The sequence below is a fragment of the Phyllobacterium sp. SB3 genome, from assembly GCF_040009165.1.
GTDB lineage: Bacteria > Pseudomonadota > Alphaproteobacteria > Rhizobiales > Rhizobiaceae > Phyllobacterium.
In genome coordinates this window covers 15,466-34,114 of the sequence record NZ_JBDYKI010000006.1, presented here as the reverse complement: position 1 = coordinate 34,114, position 18,649 = coordinate 15,466, and the positions used below count along the sequence as shown (strand labels likewise).

The following is an 18,649-nucleotide window of genomic DNA, read 5'->3' as shown; positions in this document are numbered from 1 at the left end:
GGAAAGATTATGGAATACATCCTATATTGGCGGTTCGTGAGGCAGGTTGCAAGGATGCCCTCATGGGAGAGTCAGCCGCAGCGAAGTTGTCATTCTCTTCTTTGCCTTGGTAGTCCTCTGTCGTGTGAAGCCGTGTTGCAAAATAAGGAACGCTTTGTGGAACTTGAGGATCTAAGAATATTTGTCGAAGTTGCTGATGCGGGCGGAGTATCGTCTGCTGCGCTGCGACTGGGCATCTCCAAGTCGATGGTCAGTCGGCGGATCACCAGGCTTGAGGCGAAACTCGGCGCACAGCTATTTGCAAGGACGACCCGTGGTATAGCGCTCACGGAAGCAGGTTGTATTTTCAGAGATTACGCAGCACGGGTTTCTGCTGACTTGGATGTGGTGCGCGAATCGATGCTGCCCGCCGGAGAGCTTCGAGGCCGCTTGCGTGTAGCCGCGCCACTGTCATTTGGTCCGACCTATTTTGCTCCCGTCCTCTCCCGGATGGCTAGCCGACACCCGCAACTACAAATCCTTTCGTCCTATACTGATCGCTTCGTAGATCTCGTGGGAGAGGGTTTTGATTGCGCAATTTGGCTGGGGCATCTGTCGGACTCGAACCTCGTCGCAAGACGTATCGGACCAATCTTTGGCAAGCTGGTTGCGAGTCCTGCCTACATCGAGGCTCACGGTGCCCCCGAAACACCGGACGAAATTGTGAATCACCAAGTCGTTATGCGGGACGCAGAGAAGTGGCAATTCATGGATGGCGACGAGATTGTCACGGTGCGTCCCCAGGGGCGCTTCATAGCTGATAACGCAATGTCCCTCGTAGCGGCCGCTCTGGATGGAGTCGCCTATCTGCCAGAACCGCTTGTCGCGGACCATATTTATTCGGGTGCACTGGTGCCAATCATGACGCGCCATCCGATTCCGCCAGCCGGCATTTTCGTCGTGAGACCGCCCGGCCGGTATCCCTCTCGAAAAGTGCGAACCCTCACCGAGATGCTTATCGAAAGATTTGGAACTCGTTAATCACGGCCAGAAGATGACCGAAGCTGCGATGCAGATTGCCGAGAAGAAGGTGCGGGCAAATCGGCATAGCGTGTTGCGATGCGCCTCCAATCCTTAGGGTTGGTGAATAGGTTCTTGACCTGTGGTCTGCGACGATGGAAAGCTTTGTCATAGACGTATAGTTTCTTCCGGCGGCTCGATTTCCCTGGCGACGAGCTCTTCGCGGAATCAGGTGCTGTCGTTGTGGTCGCTCATCTGGCCTTCGGAGAGCAGCATGATGATCGGTCGGCCGTCACCATCGCAGACGGCATGATGTTCGAGTTCAGCCCGTCCCTGGTTCGGCCCATACGACGGAGAATATCCTTTTTTAGAAGGCTGGCTGCGGTGCGGTGACCTTCAGATGTGTTGCATCTATCATGATGCATTCGGGCTGGTGGCCTTCGCTGGCCAAAGCGGCGAAATCCTGTCGAACATGCCGAGTCGGCTCCGGCGAATAAAGCGGTTGTAGAGTGTCTTATGGGCCTCATACTGCGAAGGTGCATCCCAACACTGCAGGCCATTGCGGATTGCATAGACGATGTCACTGACGACGCGCCGGTCGTCCACTTGCGCAACTCCATGAGAAAAGCGGAAAATGCGGAGATATTCGAGCCATCTGGCGCTCGCTGGGCAGGAATAAATCACCCGTCAGAATCTCCTTCAACGGAGGCTCTGAATCACATCTTAAACGAAATTAACAGTCCTGGCCCCAGACAATGTCCCCCGTGGACGCTTGCGGCCCATCGATCATCTTGACCAGGTGATCGTAAGCTATCCGGCATTTCCAGATTGGTTCACCCAGGAACAGGCAACGAAATCCACCGTCCGTCCGGACGGGCAACGCTTTTCAAAAAGGCAGTGCCCCCCTTCCGGTCTCTGGTCACGAACAGCTTAACGAAGGCGTCTCGTTCACCGCCTCGCCATCCACAACGGTGTCTTCTCCCAAATGATCGTCCGCTTCCGTCCGGGCGAGGTCGAGGCAAAACGACGACGCCTGCCGGCGCCATAAGGCTCTGTGTGCTTAGGTGCGCGCGACAGCGCGGTCTCGCGATGCGGACAGGTTGAGAATCGAAACCAGCAGTGCGACCACGCCGAAGACCAGCAGCTGATTGCTAACGAGAGGCCACCCGCCGACACGCCAGGCCCAGACACCGCAGTAGGATCCAATCGCGCCGCCGATGAAAAAAATGACCATGAAGACTGTGTTGATGCGGCTGTGGGCGGTCTCGTCGAGTTTGTAGATCTGCGCAAGATTGTTGACCTGGGTTGCCTGCACGCCGATGTCCAGAAGAAGGGTTGCGGCAACAAGGGCGATAGTGGAGTGCTGCCACCACTTGCCGCACAAGACACCAAGAATGATGATGAGAATCGTCAGTGTCTGCATGCGTTCAGGACTAGTGCGATCCGCCAGCCGTCCGAAGATGGGAGCAACAAGGGTTCCTGCGATCGCAACGAAGCCAAACAGACCAATCTGGCTGCTATTAAACGAGAACGGCGCTGTGCTGAGATGAAACGTCAGGGTCGTCCAGAATGAGCAGAAGGCGCCGAATACGAGCGCCCCCAGGAAGGAGAGCCGTCGAAGCTTTGCGAAGCGGGAAAACTGGGAGAGCGTCGAAACCATAAGGGCGCCGTAGCTGCCCTTGTGTTTGCCGGGCTGGCTTGGAAAGACCGCGTGGATGAGCAGAGTGACAAGTAGTGCGAGCGCTGCCGACGAGCCATAGACCCCGCGCCAGCCGAGCCAATCGGCGAGATATCCGCTGACGATCCGCGACAGGAGAATGCCGGTCAAGGTCCCTGTGAAGATGGTTCCGACGACCTTCCCTTTTGTTTCGGGTGTCGCCATCGAGGCTGCCATCGGTACGACGATCTGCACCGCTACCGCGAATATGCCAATCGCGAAGCTCGCGACATAGATGGCGGTCAGATTGCTGGAGACTGACATGCCGATCAACGCCAGTATGAGAAAAAGCTCAAGGCAGATCACCAGCTTCTTTCTGTCGATCATGTCACCCAAAGGCGCCAGGAAAAGGAGGCCAAGACCGACGCCCACCTGGGTCAACACCGGAAGGTTGCCGATTTGTGCATCGGTGAGCAGAAGGGAGTCGCGGATCTGCGACAGGATCGGTTGGCAGTAATAGACATTCGCAATCGTCACGCCCGTGGTTACGGCCATGGCCAGCACTTGCCATCAGGACGTATTTGACCTCGACATATTCCTCGATGCCATGATAGCTACCCTCGCGGCCGAAGCCGGAGTGCTTGACACCGCCAAACGGCACGGAAGCGGTTCCGACGGATGGAGAGTTCAGGATGACCATGCCGGCCTCGATATTGCGCGACAGACGGAAGGCCCGGGCAAGGTCTTTGGTGTAGGCATAAGCCACAAGGCCGTACTCGGAGCTGTTGGCACGACGAACCACTTCGTCTTCGCTTTCGAAGCGATAGATCGGGAAGACCGGTCCAAAGATTTCCGTCTGCGCCACCTTCATCTCGTCCGTGACTTCAGCCAGGATCGTCGGCTCGTAGAACAGGCCGCCCTTCCCGTGGGCCTTGCCGCCAAGCACAACACGTGCACCTGCAGCCTTTGCCTCTTCCACCAGGCCAGCGACCTTGTCGAAGCCGATCTTGTTGACGAGCGGTCCGACAACGAACTCATCCTGCAGGCCCTGGTCAACGCGGATCCTGGTAACCCGTTCCGTGACCGCTGCAACAAACCTGTCGTAGATGCTGTCGTGGACGTAGATACGGTTCGGCGAAATGCACACCTGCCCCGAGTTTCTCAGCTTGGCGGCAACGACGCCGGCAACAGCATCGTCGAAGTGCGCATCGTCAAAGACGATGAACGGCGCGTTGCCGCCCAGTTCGAGCGTCATCTTCTTCAGGTGCTTGCCACTGGCTTCTGCCAGCAGCTTGCCGACGGCGGTAGAGCCGGTGAACGAGATCTTGCGGATGCGATCGTCGCCCGTGAACAGCGGTCCGATTTCGCGCGGGTCGCCGGTGACCATCTCGAAGACACCTTCCGGAATACCGGCCTTGCGAGCGTATTCAAGCAGTTTGTAGGCGGTAAGCGGGGTTTCTTCGGACGGCTTGATGATCATCGTGCACCCGGCCGCCAGTGCGGTTGCGATCTTGCGGGCAATCATCATGAACGGGAAATTCCACGGTGTGATCGACGCAGTCGGACCAGCCGGCTCCTTTACCACCAGCACCGCCGCGTTGCTCGCATGTGAGGGGATCGTGTCGCCGTACACGCGCTTGGCTTCCTCGGCATACCATTCGATGAAGCCGAGGCCGTAGTCGATCTCGCCCATGGCTTCCGGGAGGCATTTGCCGTTCTCCTTGACCATGATTTCTGCGAACCCACGCTTGTCGTCTCGCACCAGTTCGAACCAGCGACGCAGCAGGTCACCGCGTTCCTTTGCAAGCTTGCGAGACCATGCCGGGAAAGCCTCGCAGGTGCGGTCGATTGCAGCTTTTACTTCGTCAACGGAATGATGAGGAACTTCGCCAACAAGGCTGCCGTCCGCAGGGTTATATACCTTGATCATTATAATCTCTCTTTCTGGAGTTGACCCGAAGCATCGGCCGACCTCCGGTCCGCATATTGCCTCGGGTTTAAGGGTGAGCTGAAGCCAGCTCGACGGGTTTGGAGCCGGTATTACTCGCGGTGAAATCGCATTCCGACATGGTGCAGGACGTCATCGACAAACTCGCCGTCTGCCGTGAAGCCGGTATCGTCCCAGTATTCGATGTGATTGCCGGTGATTTCGTAACGCCCTTGGTAAGCGTTCTTCTTGCTGCCGCGTGCTTCGTCGTAGCGTCCGTTGGGCAGCAATTCCTGGCGGATGTAGCCATCCTCCGTAACCCACATACCGACAAAAGGATGTGAGGCTTTGCTATCTGTCGTGTGCATGTCCAATCCTTTCTGTTGACCGGAATATGCGCCTCGATCTAAAACACTTCCAATATATCGTATGTTTATTGTGATATCCCTTATGTATCAGTTAGGAGGAGATGCTCGATGGAGCTGAGGCACCTGCGCTACTTCATTGCCGTGGCGGAGGAAGGTAATTTCCGCCGGGCGGCCGAGAGGGTCGGAATTGCCCAACCTCCGCTCAGCAGCCAGATAAAGGACCTGGAAGAAGACGTCGGCGCGCAGCTTTTTCGCCGGCTGCCACGAGGCGCCGCGCTGACCGAGGCGGGCGAGGCATTCCTGTCCGAGGTGCAGGTTGTCTTCGGACAAATCGAATATGCGAAGAAGATGGCGCTGCGGGGGGCCGCCGGCGAATCCGGGCGGTTGAGGGTAGGGTTTACGGGATCAGCGGCATTCAACGACGCGGTCCCCAAAATCATACGATCGTTTCGACGCGCTTATCCAAGGGTCGAACTGACGCTTGTTGAACTCAACACGGTGCAGTTGCTGGAACAGTTGAGGCATCGCTCGATCGACGCCATCTTCATCCGTCCAGGACCCAAGGCGCCGGAAGGACTGACTGTTACTTCCCTGCCAGAGGACGCGATGATGGTGGTGGTCCCCTCTGGGCACAGACTCGCGAGCGAATACGCGATCCCCCTCAACGCGTTGAAGGATGAGCCTCTGGTCCTGCATTCCCGCGCGCTCGGACCTGATCTATATGACGAGATCATTGACGCTTGTCGACGGGTCGGTTTCGACCCGATCATCGGACAGGTCTCGCCGCAGATCACCTCGATTGCAAACCTGGTCGCGGTCGAGCTCGGCGTTTCCATCGTCCCTGCCCCCTTGTCCAACGTCAACGTACCGGGAGTAGTCTTCCTGCCGCTCGTCGGGGACGCGCCACGTGCCCGGCTCGCCCTTGCGACTCATCCCGACGATCATTCCGTCGTCACGCGAAATTTTAGAGAGCAGGTACGGGCAAACATCAGGAGCAAGTCAATGCAAAACGATCGATGATGCTTGTTGGCGGCGGAGCTGGAGCCACAGTCAGCCTGTTGGCTTTGGGCAACGCGCCGTCATTGACGAAGCATTCGCTCAGCAATCGCTCACGCGGGCAGTGGTGGTTGAGGTAGCCGATCTGACCACGGTTCCAGACTATGTCGCCCACGGCCTCGGCGTGACCTTGTTGCCTCCCGAGCTGATCAGGAGAAATGAGCGGGACCTTGGGCTTGTTCCTGTTTCAGATGCCAATATTTCCTGGACGCTCAGCGTCATTGCCAAAGCGGTCAACCCGCCTGCCCGGCAATTGAATGCCTTCCTCGACCTGATCCCACGCCATATTCGCCCAGCGGCCGGTTTCTACCGAAAAGCCTTGAGGTCCCGGGCGTTGATCCACGCGCGCCGATAGTGCAAGGCCGATACCGACGGCCTCTGTGATGGTATGCATCCTGCCTGGCGGCCATCGACGATCTGCCATCAGGGCCGGCGCCAGGTTTTTGCAAGCATCAAGCGGTTGGGGCTGGCCCACCCCAGGCGCTGACGTGCTGGCCGCCGAACAGTCGGCTCGTAGGCAGATTGAAAATGAAATAGGGGTTGAGCAATGGCAAGGCCGTTGCGCGTTCCAATGCCGTCTGCTGCGCCTCGGTGAGTCGGATGTCCAGCGAAGCAACGTTTTGCGTGAGCTGTTCAACCCGGCTTGCGCCAATCAGCACGGACGAAACGCCGGGGCGATTGGCGACCCAGGCAAGGGCCACCTCAGCCGGCGAACGCCCGACCTCGGCAGCAACCTGCTTCAGTGCATCGACAACATCGAAATTTCGCTCGGTAAACAGCATTCCGCCGTACGGATTGTCGCCGTTCAACCGTCCGCCGCCAGCGCCGTCGCCCACCTCGGAGCCTTTGTCCGGCAGACCGGTCGCACGGCCGGCATCGGACAATTTTTCCCGTCCATACTTGCCGGTCAGCAAGCCGGCAGCGAGCGGCCCCCACGGCACGAGCCCGAGGCCGAATTCCTGTCCGGCAGGAACAAGGTCGAGTTCAACGCCACGGTCGATCAGTGAATAGGCATATTGAAGTCCGATTGGTCCAGGCAAACCGTGAACTGCGGCCAGTGTCGCAATCTTTGCTACATACCATGCCGGCGTATTGGAAAAGCCATAGTGCAGAATCTTTCCGGCCCGCACCGCATCCGTCAGCGTCTGGAGAACCTCTTCCGCCGGCGTCGTACGATCCCAGACATGCATCCAGTACATGTCGATATAGTCGGTCTTCAGCCGCTGAAGCGATCTTTCGATGGCGAGCCGGATGTTCTTTGCTCCGTTCCCTCCCGACAACGGTATTCCCTGTTCGCGTGGAAAGCCGGCCTTCGTGGCAACTACCAGGCGGTCACGCGACTTGCTGTCAGCGAGGAAAGTCCCGAGCATCCGCTCGCTCTCGCCACCCGAATAGATATCCGCAGTGTCGATGAAATTGCCTCCCATGTCGACATAGGCATCAAACAACGCACGCGACGTCTGTTCGTTCGCACCCCAACGACCCGCGCCAAAGGTCATGGTGCCGAGCGCGAGGGGACTGACAATGAGGCCTGATTTTCCAAGTGTCCGATAGGCTGTGAAAGTCATGGGCTTTTCCTTCCTTTGTGGCGGCTGTCCTCGCCCTGATGTAGCAACGCTCTGGCGCAGGAATAATGCTTGCACGCTGCATGCAGTTGTGAGCACGATGCAGCAATGGAGCGCAGCGATCTGAACGATCTTCTTGCATTTGCCACAGTGGCCCGGGAGCGCAGCTTTACGCGCGCTGCCGCCGTCCTCGGCATGTCGCCGTCCGGGCTGAGTCATGCGATGCGGGGGCTCGAGGAGCGGCTTGGAGTGCGGCTTTTGGCGCGCACGACGCGCAGCGTCGCCCCCACCGAGCCTGGCGAGCGTTTGCTGCAATCACTCAACCCTGCCTTATCGGGCATCGAGGGAGGCCTTGAGGCGCTTGCCGAATGGCGCAACAATCCATCCGGCACTGTCCGTATCACAACCTTTGCCTATGCTGCACGAAAGGTCCTCCTGCCAAAGCTGCCAGCCTTTCTGCTCGCTCACCCGGACGTTCAGGTCGAAGTCAATATCGACGATCGCCTGACCGATATCGTCGCTGCCGGTTTCGATGGCGGAATAAGGCTCGGGGATACTGTCAGCAAAGACATGATCGCTATCAAGCTCGGCCCCGACCTCAGGACAGTCGTCGTCGGCGCACCATCTTACTTCGAGCGGCATCCAAAGCCCCGGACCCCACACGACCTCGACCATCATGCTTGCATAGGCTATCGGCTGACAACATCGGGCGGCCTCTTGCCGTGGGAATTCGAAAAGGACGGCAAGGAGATCAAGATCAGGACGCGAGGCCCGCTGATCGTCAACGATGGCGAGTTGCCAGCTGCCGCTGTGCGAGCCGGTGTTGGGCTCGGCTACATGATGGAGCAGGATGTTGCGGGGGAAATCGCCACCGGAGCGTTGGTGCAGGTTTTAGCGGATTGGTGTCCAGCGTTCCCAGGTTTTCACCTGTACCACCCAAGCAGACGGCAATCGCCGCCTGCCCTGCGAGCACTCATCGCTGCCCTTCGCATCAGATAACCAGGCAATCCGCCCTCGCCTTCGCGAAACGTCCATTGCACCTACAGCATTGCGGAACGCGATGAAAAGAGTGTCGAGTTCGCGATAGACTCTCGTCTCTCAGCCTCCATATTTTCGCTTCTTTCCGAGCTATCGCCATCAAAGAAGCGGTGGCGGCGCTCTGCCTTGTGTGGCGTGAAATCAGCGCGCAGCGGCGATCCGAAACTAGCTGGCATGATGCTGTTCCCGTGCATTGAGGACTTCATGTTTGACAGAAATGGACGCCTGCGCGCCAGCCTTCAGACATGCGATGCTGGCCGCTGTTACGGCAATTTCAGTAGCCTCACGAAGCGATCCGCCACGATCCAGCTCCGCTGCCAAATATCCACAGAAAGTGTCGACCGCGCCGACCGTATCTATTGGCTGGATGGTTGGTGCAGCGACTTCGAAATATTCCGATGGCGAGGCTACGGCGACGCCGCCTGCCCCTTTTGTCACGACGATTGTCTGTCGATGACGGCGGCTCCATTCCTGCATTGCAGCACAAGTCTCGGCGCCACCGCTCAGTTGTGACCATTCGTGCTGGTTCGCAATCACGATATCGGCGAGCCGCGACAATTCAGCAGACGTTTTGTCAAAAGGAGAGACGTTGAGAATTGTCCTCGTGCCACTTGCCCGCGCACGTTTCAGGGCGTGGTGCGTCGTGGCAAACGGTATTTCCTGTTGCAAGACCAGAAATCCGTCGCTTGCCCTTTTTACCGCCGCCGCCACCGCGTCGGCGCCGACAAGTCCGTTCGCTCCTGCCACCACGACGATGCAGTTTTCTCCGTGCCGATCGACATAGATGTTTGCTGATCCGGTTTCCTCCTGGACGACTGCGATGTCCGAAATCGGGATACCGGCTTCGACAATGTCGCAAAGCGCCTCCTCGGCGTGGCGGTCGGACCCTACGGCGCCGAAGAATGCAACCTCGGCACCCCCACGCTTTGCCGCGAGAACCTGGTTGGCACCCTTGCCCCCGCCGGAGTAACCCCGGTCGCGAGCATGGATGGTTTCGCCAGCACGCGGGAGGCTTTCGACCTCAAGGCAAATGTCGATGTTAACCGACCCGAGCACGACGATCATGCAACCCACCTATAGACGACCCGTGACCTGGCGCGTCATGAATTGACCAAATCCCTTTGTGACGGCTGGCTGACCATCATCGAAGATGATCTGTCCCCGCAAGATTGTCGTCACAGGCCAGCCGGTCACCTCGATACCTTCATACGGCGTATGGTCGCTGCCGTGATACATGAGCGACTGCGTCAGGGTCACCTTCCGCTCCGGATCCCATAGCGTGAGATCGGCATCCGACCCGATCGCGATGGTACCCTTCTCCGGGACATGAACGATCATGACGGGCACATCGGCCAGTTCGGCATGGGCGGTGGCGCGGTGTGTCGCCTCCCGCTCCACGAGCTGCGGCCGCGATTCGGCATGATAATAGGGCGCGGTCTTGCCGGCCTACTCCAACTTGTCGGTGAGGAACTTGATCTGGTCGTGGATGGAGTTCGAATGCGGTAAAACGCAAGAAGCGAAGTTTGCGCGAGCTATTGATAGAATCCAGCCCTTGATCTCTAACCTTCTTAACCGGGGTGGCACCTGGATCGAGAGCGGCATCACTGAAGAAATTGTTGTTCAACGATATGGTGCGCCAATCTCAACCGCTTTTCCTGAACTATGGCCAGAGATTCTGCATTGGGTTCGGTGGCATTTCGGAGAAGGTAAATCAGCGCGCATCGAATGATTTTGCCGGCTGGTAACGCATAACCGCCGCAATCGATAACAGCGATCTTCTGGCGATCGGCGCAGCCATTGCCGACCACAAGCTGGTCACAGGCGGCTCCGGTATCGCCCGGGGCTTGCCAGCAAATTTCCGGGCTCACGGTAGACTTGCGGCCAAGGCTGTCCCGCTGCCCGTTGCGCAGGGTCACGCCATAGTGTTGAGCGGTTCCTGCTCCACTGCCTCCAGCCGATCTCTCGCTCGCCATTAACCCGGGCAATCTGATGGCTGACAAGATGAACGTCGAGCGCGCCACCGCATGGATCCGCAACCAGCGGCCAAGTGCCGATCATCTGTTCGACCACGGAACCACAGGCCCGTTTCGAAGGCACACACGCGTTTCGGCCGAGAGGCCGAAACTGCCAGGATCGAGCAATCTTCGCCGGGATCGCCGACAATCTTGCCAACACCGGCACCAAGCGCCTCGTCGTTGGCGGCAGTGAAACTTTGGGCGCGATTGTCGAAGCGCTGAAGATCGCAAGCATGCAGGTGGGACTGGAAATCGATCCTGGCGTAGCCTTGGCCTTACCGTCACGGAACTCGTCATTAACGCGCTCAAACAGGCATTTCCCGGACACCGAGACGGCAATATTACGGTCGCTATCGCTCCGAAAATGCGACATGGGCAATGTCAGTGAGTGACAATGGTGTCGGTTTTCCAACCGATGCCAAACACAGGAAACCGTGCCTCGGAACTGGATTGTTGATGCCATGCAAAACAGCTCGATGCGAAGTGCACAGTCGTGGCAGATTGTCCAGGCACGAAAGTACCCATCGTTCACACATAGGGTCTGATTTGTTCGGTCAGCATAACCGTGAACTTTGCCAACGTCCTCACCAGGCTACGCAGCACTGTAGTCGATAGTAATACCGGCCTCTTTGTGAGTCCAGGGCCCTTGCAAAGTCCGAAATGATTTCAATGTATTAACACAATATTCTAAACCATTCGCGACCGTCAGAATGCCACCCCTAGTTTCGCGTTGAAGCCATGTTGCCGGGTATTGTTGCCGATCTGCCCCTGATAGGAAACACCGAGCTTGGTCGCACTGCTGATATTCCAGTCAAACCCGGCTTCGACAAGCGTGTGTCTTCATCGATCGGAGTTCCTGTAACCGCAAAGGCGTTGGAGCCATTGAACGCATGCGTTGCAAGCGGTTCGGTATCACCAAAAGCATGCCGCCAGCCGAGCATCCCGTTCAGGGAGCCGGTCATGCTGCCGAGTTCAACTGCGGTGGAAGCACGAAGACCGAGTGTTGTGTAAGTTACGTCGGTGGTATTGCCATCGCCGTGAAGTCCGGCAATTCCGTCTTCGTCATAACCATCAGTGCGAAGGTTGATATACGCAATCCCGGCGAAGGGTTCGAGGGTAGTTCTTCCGGTGTGGACAGTGTAGCTGGCTTCGCCGAAAACCTGCACTGATCGCGCATCATAAGATGACGAAACATGATCGGCAAAGCCGGCAAATTCGATGTTTCTTGAGATGTCGATACGATGCCAGCTATGAGCAGCACCGAAACGCAGGCCAATATCACTCACCTTGGCACCGGCATAGGCCGCCACCGTGTAGTTGTCTATATCGGCAGATGATGAACGTCCGTCGGCGTCAAACGACGAGTTGCCATAGCCAGCCAAAACGCCAATTCGCCATATATCGCCGACAGGTGCATCCCCGCCGATAAAGAAACCACCTGCATCGCGCTCAAGCTTTACAATGTTGCTATTACCATCACTGGATCCCCACGCCCCGTATGCTCTGCCCCATGCGGCAAACCGATCCGTATCGGCCGGAGCTGTTTGTGCGCCGTCCGGCCCATAGGCGAGAACCGGGAAGGATGGAGATCCGGCATCGCCGAAAGCCGAGCGAATGCGGTCATTGACAGCATCGCGCGTAAAATGGCTTTCGTCGGTCAGCGCGCCTTTCAAGGAGGCATGAATTTCCCCCGATAGCGCATCATAAGCAATGCGCGAATCGGCCTCGCCGAGAACCAGCAGCTTGTTGTACAAAGCAAGCGAAGGACCGGATTGTGCAAGTGTATCAAGCGCCCTTGCTGTTGCAATCTGGTTATCCGAAATCGCTGTTGTCTCAAAAACAACCGGCGTTTCCGGTTCCGGCTCAACCACCGGGGGTTCGGGCTCTGGCTCTGGTTCAACGACCGGCAGTTCCGGTTCCATCCCCTTGAGGCCGATCTTCAGTTTAACGTCTTTTTCGCTGTGGAGCAGATCAAGATCTAGAAAAGCTGATTGCGTTATCGCGCTGGTGAACGCACCGTTGACGCCACCTTGTGCTGTCAGGATTGTATAGTTTTTACCATTTTGATAACTGGTTTCCGGATCAAGGGCAGCAACAGCCACATCACCGCCGTTGATGTTTGCAACACCGCTGACATTGGCAATATCGCTTGTGCCATTGCCGGCAATTTCCAACGCATAGACGGAACCGCTGTCAATCGTCAGATTGCCATTGATGTTCAAGGTTCCTATCGAGTTACCCGGCGACAGGATTGCACCAGCACGAACCGTCAGACCGCCAAGCGTGCCTATACCGCCAAGTGTAGTGCCCTCGTCAAGTGTGACAGCACCTGCAAGGCTGGCTTCCGGATGATCGCTGTCACCAACGATCAAGGTGCCTTCCTTAACCAGTGTTGCGCCGCTGAAGCGGTTCTGTCCATTGAGAACGAGACCACCGGCACCGAATTTTGTCAGGCCGCCGGTTCCCTTGACAGCACCATCATAGCGCGTGTTGACACTCTGGTTTACCGTAAGCGTTCCTTTACCAAGCTGCACAGTGCCGCCCTTGCCGGAAAGTACCGAGGCCGTCAGATCAAATCCGTTCAGGTCGAGCGTGCCACCGTCGACCGAATAGATGGTATTGTCGACAAAGCCGCCCGCAACTGCCGTTCGGAGCACGCCTGCATCGACAAATGTTCCCCCGGCGTAGTTATTGGCAGCCGAAAAGACCAGCGTACCGGCACCTTTCTTGGTCAGGCTGCCCGCTCCAGTCACGCCCTGATAAGCCGATACAGTGCTGCCGGACCCGGCGACATCGATCCATCCCGCCTGATCGAGCATGACTTTCCGGTCGAGGCTGCCCATGGCCAGCCCCTCGACCTTCAGTCCACCATTGGCAAGCCGCAGCGCGGCTGCGCTTCCACCCAGGGCCGCATCCTCGTCGACAATGATTGTGCCGCCATCTGTAACGAGTGTTTCACCGATGAACGAATGATCATCGATGCAGTAATCCTTGATTGCCTGCTGAAACCGGCCGTCGCTGCTCTTGCAATCGAGGAGTGTTTTCTTTTCCTCAAGCGTCAGGCCCGCCAGTGTGGGATTGCCATCCGTGTCGGCTATCTGGCCGAGATACAGATCGTTGCGATTGTTGTTGCGCGTCAGGTGGAATTCCTTGTTGTGCTCGTCGAAGTTGTGGGCATCCCTGCCCCATATGAGCCGCGTCTTTTCCGTGTCGCCATCCGCATATGTCTGGAGTTGAGGTCCGACCCAGCGAAAGTCATGGGCTACGGGCTCATGGTCGGATATTGGTGCCTTCGTTCCATCCGGCGTCGTCACGTAGACATCTTTGATAACGCCCGTATAGGGATTGTCCGGGTCGTCAACGATCGTGTACCATTTTCCGAACGGACGCGAGACGAGGAAGTGGTCAATCTTCGCGCGATCCCAGCTTGGCCAGGTATTGGTGGCGTCTTCACCTGCTGACGGTCATGTTCCACTGCCATCATTCAGATCGTGCGGCTTGAAACTTTCACGGCCGGCATCGGTCTGGAGCATCATGTACTGCTTCTTCAGCACATTCATCGTATTCGGGATGTTATTGGCGACCGGATAGGTTTCTTCCTTCAGTCCGACGTCCTTACCTGCCTTGCGGGCCGCGTCGAGCGCATCACCCCATTCCTTCCAGGACAGATCATCGATATTTCGCCCGGGATAGGCGTCCTGAATAACCGACCGTAAAGTGGCTTCGTTGCCATCACGAATATAGTCCCACGCAAGATCACGGTAAAAACTATTGCCGCTGACATTCTGAATAAGTCTGATCTGGGCTTCGATATGGTGCAGGCCCCGTTCGGAAACATCGCCGGCATTGAAATCGCCGAGAAGAATAACCGGCTGCTTGATGGAGCCAGCCCAATTATTGAGCGCCTTGGCCTCCTTGACGCGCTGCGTCGCGGCATCGCCATAGTCAAGGTGAACGGTGCCAATCAAGGTTCCGGGACGGGAAGCCTTGGCATCAACTTGTGTATAGCTGACATAGCGACCCTGGGTTGTAATTCCTCCACCCAGATTGATGGTCCCGTAGGTGCCGGGCAAGCGGGAAATGATACCGACATCGCCAACCTGTATGTTTCCATAGGTGCCACGCCCTGCCTGGCTGAGAAATCCCGGTATATCGGTAACATACCGGCTGCCGTTGATTTCCTGCATCCCGAGCACATCGAAATTGGCAGCGGCCATGAAGTCAGCTGTCACTTCCGGGTTCTGTTTGAACTTGTTCCAGATGTTGAGCGTCATGATGCGCAAGTCATCTCTATCGGCAGCTCGGCCCGGCGCCACCACCGATCCTGCAAGTGCCACCCCACACAATAAACGGCTGCTCAAACCTAGAATTCGTCTTCCGCTGCGATTGGTGTTTCCTGACGCCATCTGTCGACTCTTCTCTGCAAAATGTTGGAGGTAGCGATGCAGGTAGCGAAATGATGCAGACGTTCCTTATCGGACTGCCTTCACATCCGCTCCCCTTATGGTTTGGATTATGGGAGATTAGGGGCATTAAATGTAAGTAATATGACATTTAGTGCGCAGCTTTAAATTCATGTCAACAAAATTAGACCGTATGTTCGTGGAAGAAGGTGGCCCGCCCCCGCGGTAAGCTGAATTCGGGGGTTGCTCTGGATAGGCCGGAGCCGAGCCCCACGCTTAGCGAGGGCGAACCATGAAAGAAGATAGCGTAATTTTCATCGGCTTGGATACGTCCAAGCTGAAGATTTCGGTGGCGGTTGCGGATGGACTGCGCAATGGCGAGGTGCGGTTTTTCGGTGACATCTCCTCTGATCCGGCGTCGGTGGCATCGATGGTCAACAAACTTTCAAAGCGCGGAGCCAAGCTTCACTTTTGCTACGAGGCCGGTCCGACGGGTTACGGTCTTTATCGCCAGATTGTCGAACTGGGGCATGAATGCGTGGTCGTGGCACCGTCGCTGGTTCCCAAGCGTGCGGGCGACCGAGTGAAGACAAACCGCCGGGATGCCGTAAGCCTGGCGCGCCTGCATCGCGCGGGCGAGCTGACCGCGGTCTGGGTTCCGGATGAAGGCCATGAGGCGATCCGCGATCTGGTGCGGGCTCGCGAGGCTGCCAACGACGCCTTGAAACAGGCACGTCAGCAACTTCAGTCTTTTCTACTGCGACACGGTCGGATCTATACCGGGCGCACGCCATGGTCGCGCGCCCATACAAGATGGCTGGCATGCCAGGCATTCGATCATCCCACCCATCAAATCCTGTTGGCGGAATATTGTCAGGCCATCGAGGATGCCGGCATGCGTTTGGATAGGCTGACCAAGTTGGTGGTGGAGACCGCGGCAACTTGGTCGATGGCCCCGGTCGTGGCCGCCTATCAAGCAATGCGCGGCGTTGCGTTCATGACAGCAGTCACGTTCGTGGTCGAGATCGGTGATGTCAGGCGCTTTGATAATCCTGGTCAGTTGATGGCGTATCTCGGTCTGGTGCCATCGGAAAGCTCAACGGGCGAACGGGTCAAACGTTCAGGGATCACCAAGGCAGGCAACGCAAGGGCCAGAAGAGTGCTCATCGAAGGTGCTTGGACATATCGCTTTCCGGCGCGTGTAAGTCCGACGATCCAGACGCGGCTGGAGGGCCTGCCGAGGACTGTGCGCGAGATTGCCTGGAAAGGACAGATACGGCTTTGCGCGCGCTATCGAAAGTTGATGGCAGCGGGCAAGCCGAAGGTCGTCACGGTCACCGCCATTGCTCGGGAAATGGCAGCATTCCTGTGGGCAATCGGACAGGAGGTCGCGCCCACAGCAAAAAGCTAACCCTAACATGCACTTGGAAAGAGCCGCATAACCCGAACATCGAAACATCTGCTGTTGGACAAAGATGGAGGCAGGGCTCCGGTGGGGAATCCTCGACATTACTATGTGGCGGAGAAATCCATGCCCGATTTTAGACAGAGGCAGACCCAGACGAACATACGGAAATGCGGTAACCAACCCGCGCATAAGAGTGTGCCAACCGTCGTCAAAATGCCCTGTCTCCTCCTTTGTTCAACGGCTTCACGTATGTGCTTTCGTCCTCAAGGCCGGAAAGGAAAGAGTCTCGACTAAAGAGCTTGCAAACGAACATAAGAGTAATAGCGCTAAAGGATTGGGAATTTGCTCCCGATATGCAGACGTGAGAAAATGCAAGAATCGAGAAACGAAGGCCTGATGGAACATGCACGACATTGCAGATGGCAAGAAGGAGCGGCGGCAGAGAGACCTCCTGCGACGTCTCGAGGCAAACTCCTATTTGTCACTTGAGGACATCGTCGAGCTTTACGGTGTGAATGCGCAGACTGCGCGTCGTGACATTATTGCACTCGAACAAGGCGGCCATGCGCGCCGCCTGCATGGAGGCATGACGATTGCCCGGTCCATCTCATTGTCTACGCTGCAGCAGAGACGCGTTGACAATGCGCTTGCCAAAGAGAAAATCGCTCAGGTCACGGCAAGGCTCATTCCCGAGGATGCTTCCCTGTTTCTGGATACCGGGACGACTTGTGAAGCGGTTGCTGCAGCTCTTTCCGGCCACGCGAGACTGCGGGTTTTGACCTATAGCCTGCGATCAGCAAATATTCTTTGCAATAATGCTGATTTCGTTGTTGCCATTCCGGGCGGGTTTGTCCGTCCTGGCGATAGCGGTGTGTATGGCGAGAATACGCCCGACTTCATCAAACGTTTCAAATTCGATTATGCAATCGTCTCGGTCAGCGGCGTGGACACTGACGGCAATATGGGCGATGATGAACCCGGAGAAGTTTCGACCGTTCGGGCTGCGATGGCACAATCGGCAAAGACTATTCTTGCTGTCGACCACTCCAAGTTCGGCCACACAGGCATGGTGCAGCTGGGTTCTGTCAAGGACGTCGATATGATTGTGTGTGAGCGCATGCCACCTGAAGAATTCCACCCAATTTTCAGTAAAAATGACCTGGACGTCCATATTCCGACTGGATGATTTCCATCAAACAACCTGAAAAAAATGAACTGAATTATACCGCGCCATTGGTAGATGAGCCATCGATCCGCATTTCATGGGATAGGCCCTGTCTGCATTATCGAGAGATATTGTTCGCTTTCGCTTCAGCCGAATTACTTGGTAATATTGACCTCGTACAAAATGTTTCTGCACCATAATAGTAGCGTGGGAATATCAAACCATCTGAAACGCGTTAATTCCTCGCGTGTACTTATCCGTTCAGTCCGCGGAATATAAGCAGGATCGCGGCCCAATCTTCATACTCACGGCGCATTCGAATCACGATCCCATTCCTGTGCATTAGACAAGAGAAGAGTTGGCCGGTTGAGACCGCGAGCCGCTCAACTTTTCAGAAACCCCGGTTGGACAACCAGCGGAAGGTAACGCAAGAACCTGCGCTCAGGAAACCAGAAACTCAAACAGCCTTGTCTTCGATCTCCCCAAGTATCTATCAACCTTCGGGTCGCCAATTGCCTGGCAAAGAAGCGCGGGTGAAGAAGAATGCTGCGGCAGTTAGCGGGCTCTTTTATTTAACTGCCAAGTCATAAGCTCGGCGATGCTTCTCGACACGGGGCAAGTTGTCCCTGATCCAAAAATTTAGGCCCTCAAGGGCACGCAACATGTCTGCACCCATCTCCGTCACTTCATATTCGACCCGCGGCGGCACCTCGGGAAAGTAATGACGCACTACGAGACCATCCCGTTCCAGATTTCGCAACGTAAGCGTCAGCATGCGCTGGGTAATCCCATCAATCTCGCCCTTGAGCGCCGAAAAGCGAAGACGGCGTTCATTTGCGAGCGAGAGACGCCAGAGGACCTGGACAGTCCATTTATCGCCAAGCCGGGCGCAAATGCCATTTGATGGAGACGGTTTGAATTGGCGGCCGGCCGTGGTTTCTTCATTGTTGGATTGGCGATTTATCAGTTTGTCCAAGGGTATCATCCTTGTGCCTGAGGCTGGAAAATGTGCTGTCTTCCGGCAGCATGCAGATCATTATATATGGAT

At 56.7% G+C, this 18,649-nt stretch carries 18 protein-coding genes and 1 pseudogene; 6 read left to right on the top strand and 13 right to left on the bottom strand.

Annotated features, from left to right (window positions below; translation table 11 throughout):
• The first annotated feature begins 156 nt into the window (after positions 1-156).
• Positions 157-1,020, top strand: a complete 864-nt coding sequence (locus ABKW30_RS20930) for a LysR family transcriptional regulator (RefSeq protein ID WP_348600863.1) — start codon at positions 157-159, stop codon at positions 1,018-1,020.
• Here ABKW30_RS20930 and ABKW30_RS20925 read toward each other — a convergent pair.
• From ABKW30_RS20925 to ABKW30_RS20910, 4 genes and pseudogenes are all read right to left on the bottom strand, one after another.
• Positions 1,021-1,654 (bottom strand): annotated as a pseudogene (locus ABKW30_RS20925) (transposase).
• 405 nt (positions 1,655-2,059) lie between these two features.
• The gene (locus ABKW30_RS20920) at positions 2,060-3,148 is read right to left on the bottom strand and encodes an MFS transporter (RefSeq protein ID WP_348601101.1); all 1,089 of its coding nucleotides are present in this window, start codon (positions 3,146-3,148) and stop codon (positions 2,060-2,062) included.
• Entirely contained in the window at positions 3,045-4,586 is a 1,542-nt protein-coding gene (locus ABKW30_RS20915; RefSeq protein WP_348600862.1) for an NAD-dependent succinate-semialdehyde dehydrogenase, read from the bottom strand. Before ABKW30_RS20915 ends, ABKW30_RS20920 begins: the two co-directional genes overlap by 104 nt.
• Before the next feature lie 110 nt (positions 4,587-4,696).
• On the bottom strand, positions 4,697-4,951 hold the full coding sequence (locus ABKW30_RS20910) for an Atu4866 domain-containing protein (protein WP_348600861.1): 255 nt from the start codon (positions 4,949-4,951) through the stop codon (positions 4,697-4,699).
• Between the two features lie 108 nt (positions 4,952-5,059).
• On the opposite strand from ABKW30_RS20910, the gene ABKW30_RS20905 reads away from it, so the two are divergent.
• Positions 5,060-5,971, top strand: coding sequence for a LysR family transcriptional regulator (locus ABKW30_RS20905; RefSeq protein ID WP_348600860.1), 912 nt, complete (start codon positions 5,060-5,062; stop codon positions 5,969-5,971).
• Between the two features lie 223 nt (positions 5,972-6,194).
• Here ABKW30_RS20905 and ABKW30_RS20900 read toward each other — a convergent pair whose 3' ends face one another.
• Both ABKW30_RS20900 and ABKW30_RS20895 read right to left on the bottom strand, forming a co-directional pair.
• A complete protein-coding gene (locus ABKW30_RS20900) occupies positions 6,195-6,431 on the bottom strand; it encodes a hypothetical protein (RefSeq protein ID WP_348600859.1) in 237 nt (78 codons plus the stop codon).
• A 28-nt stretch (positions 6,432-6,459) separates the two neighbouring features.
• The gene (locus ABKW30_RS20895; protein WP_348600858.1) at positions 6,460-7,575 is read right to left on the bottom strand and encodes an aldo/keto reductase; all 1,116 of its coding nucleotides are present in this window, start codon (positions 7,573-7,575) and stop codon (positions 6,460-6,462) included.
• Between the two features lie 105 nt (positions 7,576-7,680).
• On the opposite strand from ABKW30_RS20895, the gene ABKW30_RS20890 reads away from it, so the two are divergent.
• The gene (locus tag ABKW30_RS20890) at positions 7,681-8,571 is read left to right on the top strand and encodes a LysR family transcriptional regulator (RefSeq protein WP_348600857.1); all 891 of its coding nucleotides are present in this window, start codon (positions 7,681-7,683) and stop codon (positions 8,569-8,571) included.
• Between the two features lie 41 nt (positions 8,572-8,612).
• Here the strand turns inward: ABKW30_RS20890 and ABKW30_RS20885 are convergent, their stop codons facing one another.
• The 4 genes from ABKW30_RS20885 to ABKW30_RS20870 form a co-directional block, all read right to left on the bottom strand.
• The gene (locus ABKW30_RS20885; protein ID WP_348600856.1) at positions 8,613-8,786 is read right to left on the bottom strand and encodes a hypothetical protein; all 174 of its coding nucleotides are present in this window, start codon (positions 8,784-8,786) and stop codon (positions 8,613-8,615) included.
• Positions 8,776-9,675 carry a ribokinase gene (locus ABKW30_RS20880; RefSeq protein WP_348600855.1) on the bottom strand — a complete coding sequence of 300 codons (900 nt, stop codon included), beginning with the start codon at positions 9,673-9,675 and terminating at the stop codon, positions 8,776-8,778. The genes ABKW30_RS20885 and ABKW30_RS20880 overlap by 11 nt, the downstream gene beginning before the upstream one ends.
• Positions 9,676-9,684: 9 nt before the next feature.
• Positions 9,685-9,948 carry a hypothetical protein gene (locus tag ABKW30_RS20875; RefSeq protein WP_348600854.1) on the bottom strand — a complete coding sequence of 88 codons (264 nt, stop codon included), beginning with the start codon at positions 9,946-9,948 and terminating at the stop codon, positions 9,685-9,687.
• 263 nt (positions 9,949-10,211) lie between these two features.
• A complete protein-coding gene (locus ABKW30_RS20870; RefSeq protein WP_348600853.1) occupies positions 10,212-10,631 on the bottom strand; it encodes a hypothetical protein in 420 nt (139 codons plus the stop codon).
• A gap of 26 nt (positions 10,632-10,657) precedes the next feature.
• Here ABKW30_RS20870 and ABKW30_RS20865 point away from each other — a divergent pair, with 26 nt between their 5' ends.
• Positions 10,658-11,017, top strand: coding sequence for a nucleotide-binding domain containing protein (locus ABKW30_RS20865; protein ID WP_348600852.1), 360 nt, complete (start codon positions 10,658-10,660; stop codon positions 11,015-11,017).
• Positions 11,018-11,344: 327 nt separating this feature from the next.
• Here the strand turns inward: ABKW30_RS20865 and ABKW30_RS20860 are convergent, their stop codons facing one another.
• Both ABKW30_RS20860 and ABKW30_RS20855 read right to left on the bottom strand, forming a co-directional pair.
• On the bottom strand, positions 11,345-13,939 hold the full coding sequence (locus ABKW30_RS20860) for an autotransporter domain-containing protein (protein WP_348600851.1): 2,595 nt from the start codon (positions 13,937-13,939) through the stop codon (positions 11,345-11,347).
• A gap of 150 nt (positions 13,940-14,089) precedes the next feature.
• A complete protein-coding gene (locus tag ABKW30_RS20855; RefSeq protein WP_348600850.1) occupies positions 14,090-15,031 on the bottom strand; it encodes an endonuclease/exonuclease/phosphatase family protein in 942 nt (313 codons plus the stop codon).
• A gap of 289 nt (positions 15,032-15,320) precedes the next feature.
• On the opposite strand from ABKW30_RS20855, the gene ABKW30_RS20850 reads away from it, so the two are divergent.
• Together ABKW30_RS20850 and ABKW30_RS20845 are read left to right on the top strand one after the other, a co-directional pair.
• Entirely contained in the window at positions 15,321-16,439 is a 1,119-nt protein-coding gene (locus ABKW30_RS20850) for an IS110 family transposase (protein ID WP_348600849.1), read from the top strand.
• 400 nt (positions 16,440-16,839) lie between these two features.
• Positions 16,840-17,622, top strand: a complete 783-nt coding sequence (locus ABKW30_RS20845) for a DeoR/GlpR family DNA-binding transcription regulator (protein ID WP_348600848.1) — start codon at positions 16,840-16,842, stop codon at positions 17,620-17,622.
• Positions 17,623-18,169: 547 nt separating this feature from the next.
• Here ABKW30_RS20845 and ABKW30_RS20840 read toward each other — a convergent pair.
• Complete coding sequence (locus ABKW30_RS20840) at positions 18,170-18,586, bottom strand: helix-turn-helix domain-containing protein (RefSeq protein WP_348600847.1); 417 nt, start codon at positions 18,584-18,586, stop codon at positions 18,170-18,172.
• Positions 18,587-18,649 lie beyond the last annotated feature (63 nt).

What these genes read in the sequence shown, in the direction of transcription:
- ABKW30_RS20915 (WP_348600862.1), bottom strand. Translation starts at nt 4,586, where the DNA reads ATGATCAAGGTATATAACCCTGCGGACGGCAGCCTTGTTGGCGAAGTT.
- ABKW30_RS20910 (WP_348600861.1), bottom strand. Translation starts at nt 4,951, where the DNA reads ATGCACACGACAGATAGCAAAGCCTCACATCCTTTTGTCGGTATGTGG.
- ABKW30_RS20905 (WP_348600860.1), top strand. Translation starts at nt 5,060, where the DNA reads ATGGAGCTGAGGCACCTGCGCTACTTCATTGCCGTGGCGGAGGAAGGT.
- ABKW30_RS20900 (WP_348600859.1), bottom strand. Translation starts at nt 6,431, where the DNA reads ATGGCAGATCGTCGATGGCCGCCAGGCAGGATGCATACCATCACAGAG.
- ABKW30_RS20895 (WP_348600858.1), bottom strand. Translation starts at nt 7,575, where the DNA reads ATGACTTTCACAGCCTATCGGACACTTGGAAAATCAGGCCTCATTGTC.
- ABKW30_RS20890 (WP_348600857.1), top strand. Translation starts at nt 7,681, where the DNA reads ATGGAGCGCAGCGATCTGAACGATCTTCTTGCATTTGCCACAGTGGCC.
- ABKW30_RS20885 (WP_348600856.1), bottom strand. Translation starts at nt 8,786, where the DNA reads ATGCCAGCTAGTTTCGGATCGCCGCTGCGCGCTGATTTCACGCCACAC.
- ABKW30_RS20880 (WP_348600855.1), bottom strand. Translation starts at nt 9,675, where the DNA reads ATGATCGTCGTGCTCGGGTCGGTTAACATCGACATTTGCCTTGAGGTC.
- ABKW30_RS20875 (WP_348600854.1), bottom strand. Translation starts at nt 9,948, where the DNA reads ATGATCGTTCATGTCCCGGAGAAGGGTACCATCGCGATCGGGTCGGAT.
- ABKW30_RS20855 (WP_348600850.1), bottom strand. Translation starts at nt 15,031, where the DNA reads ATGGCGTCAGGAAACACCAATCGCAGCGGAAGACGAATTCTAGGTTTG.
- ABKW30_RS20850 (WP_348600849.1), top strand. Translation starts at nt 15,321, where the DNA reads ATGAAAGAAGATAGCGTAATTTTCATCGGCTTGGATACGTCCAAGCTG.
- ABKW30_RS20845 (WP_348600848.1), top strand. Translation starts at nt 16,840, where the DNA reads ATGCACGACATTGCAGATGGCAAGAAGGAGCGGCGGCAGAGAGACCTC.
- ABKW30_RS20840 (WP_348600847.1), bottom strand. Translation starts at nt 18,586, where the DNA reads ATGATACCCTTGGACAAACTGATAAATCGCCAATCCAACAATGAAGAA.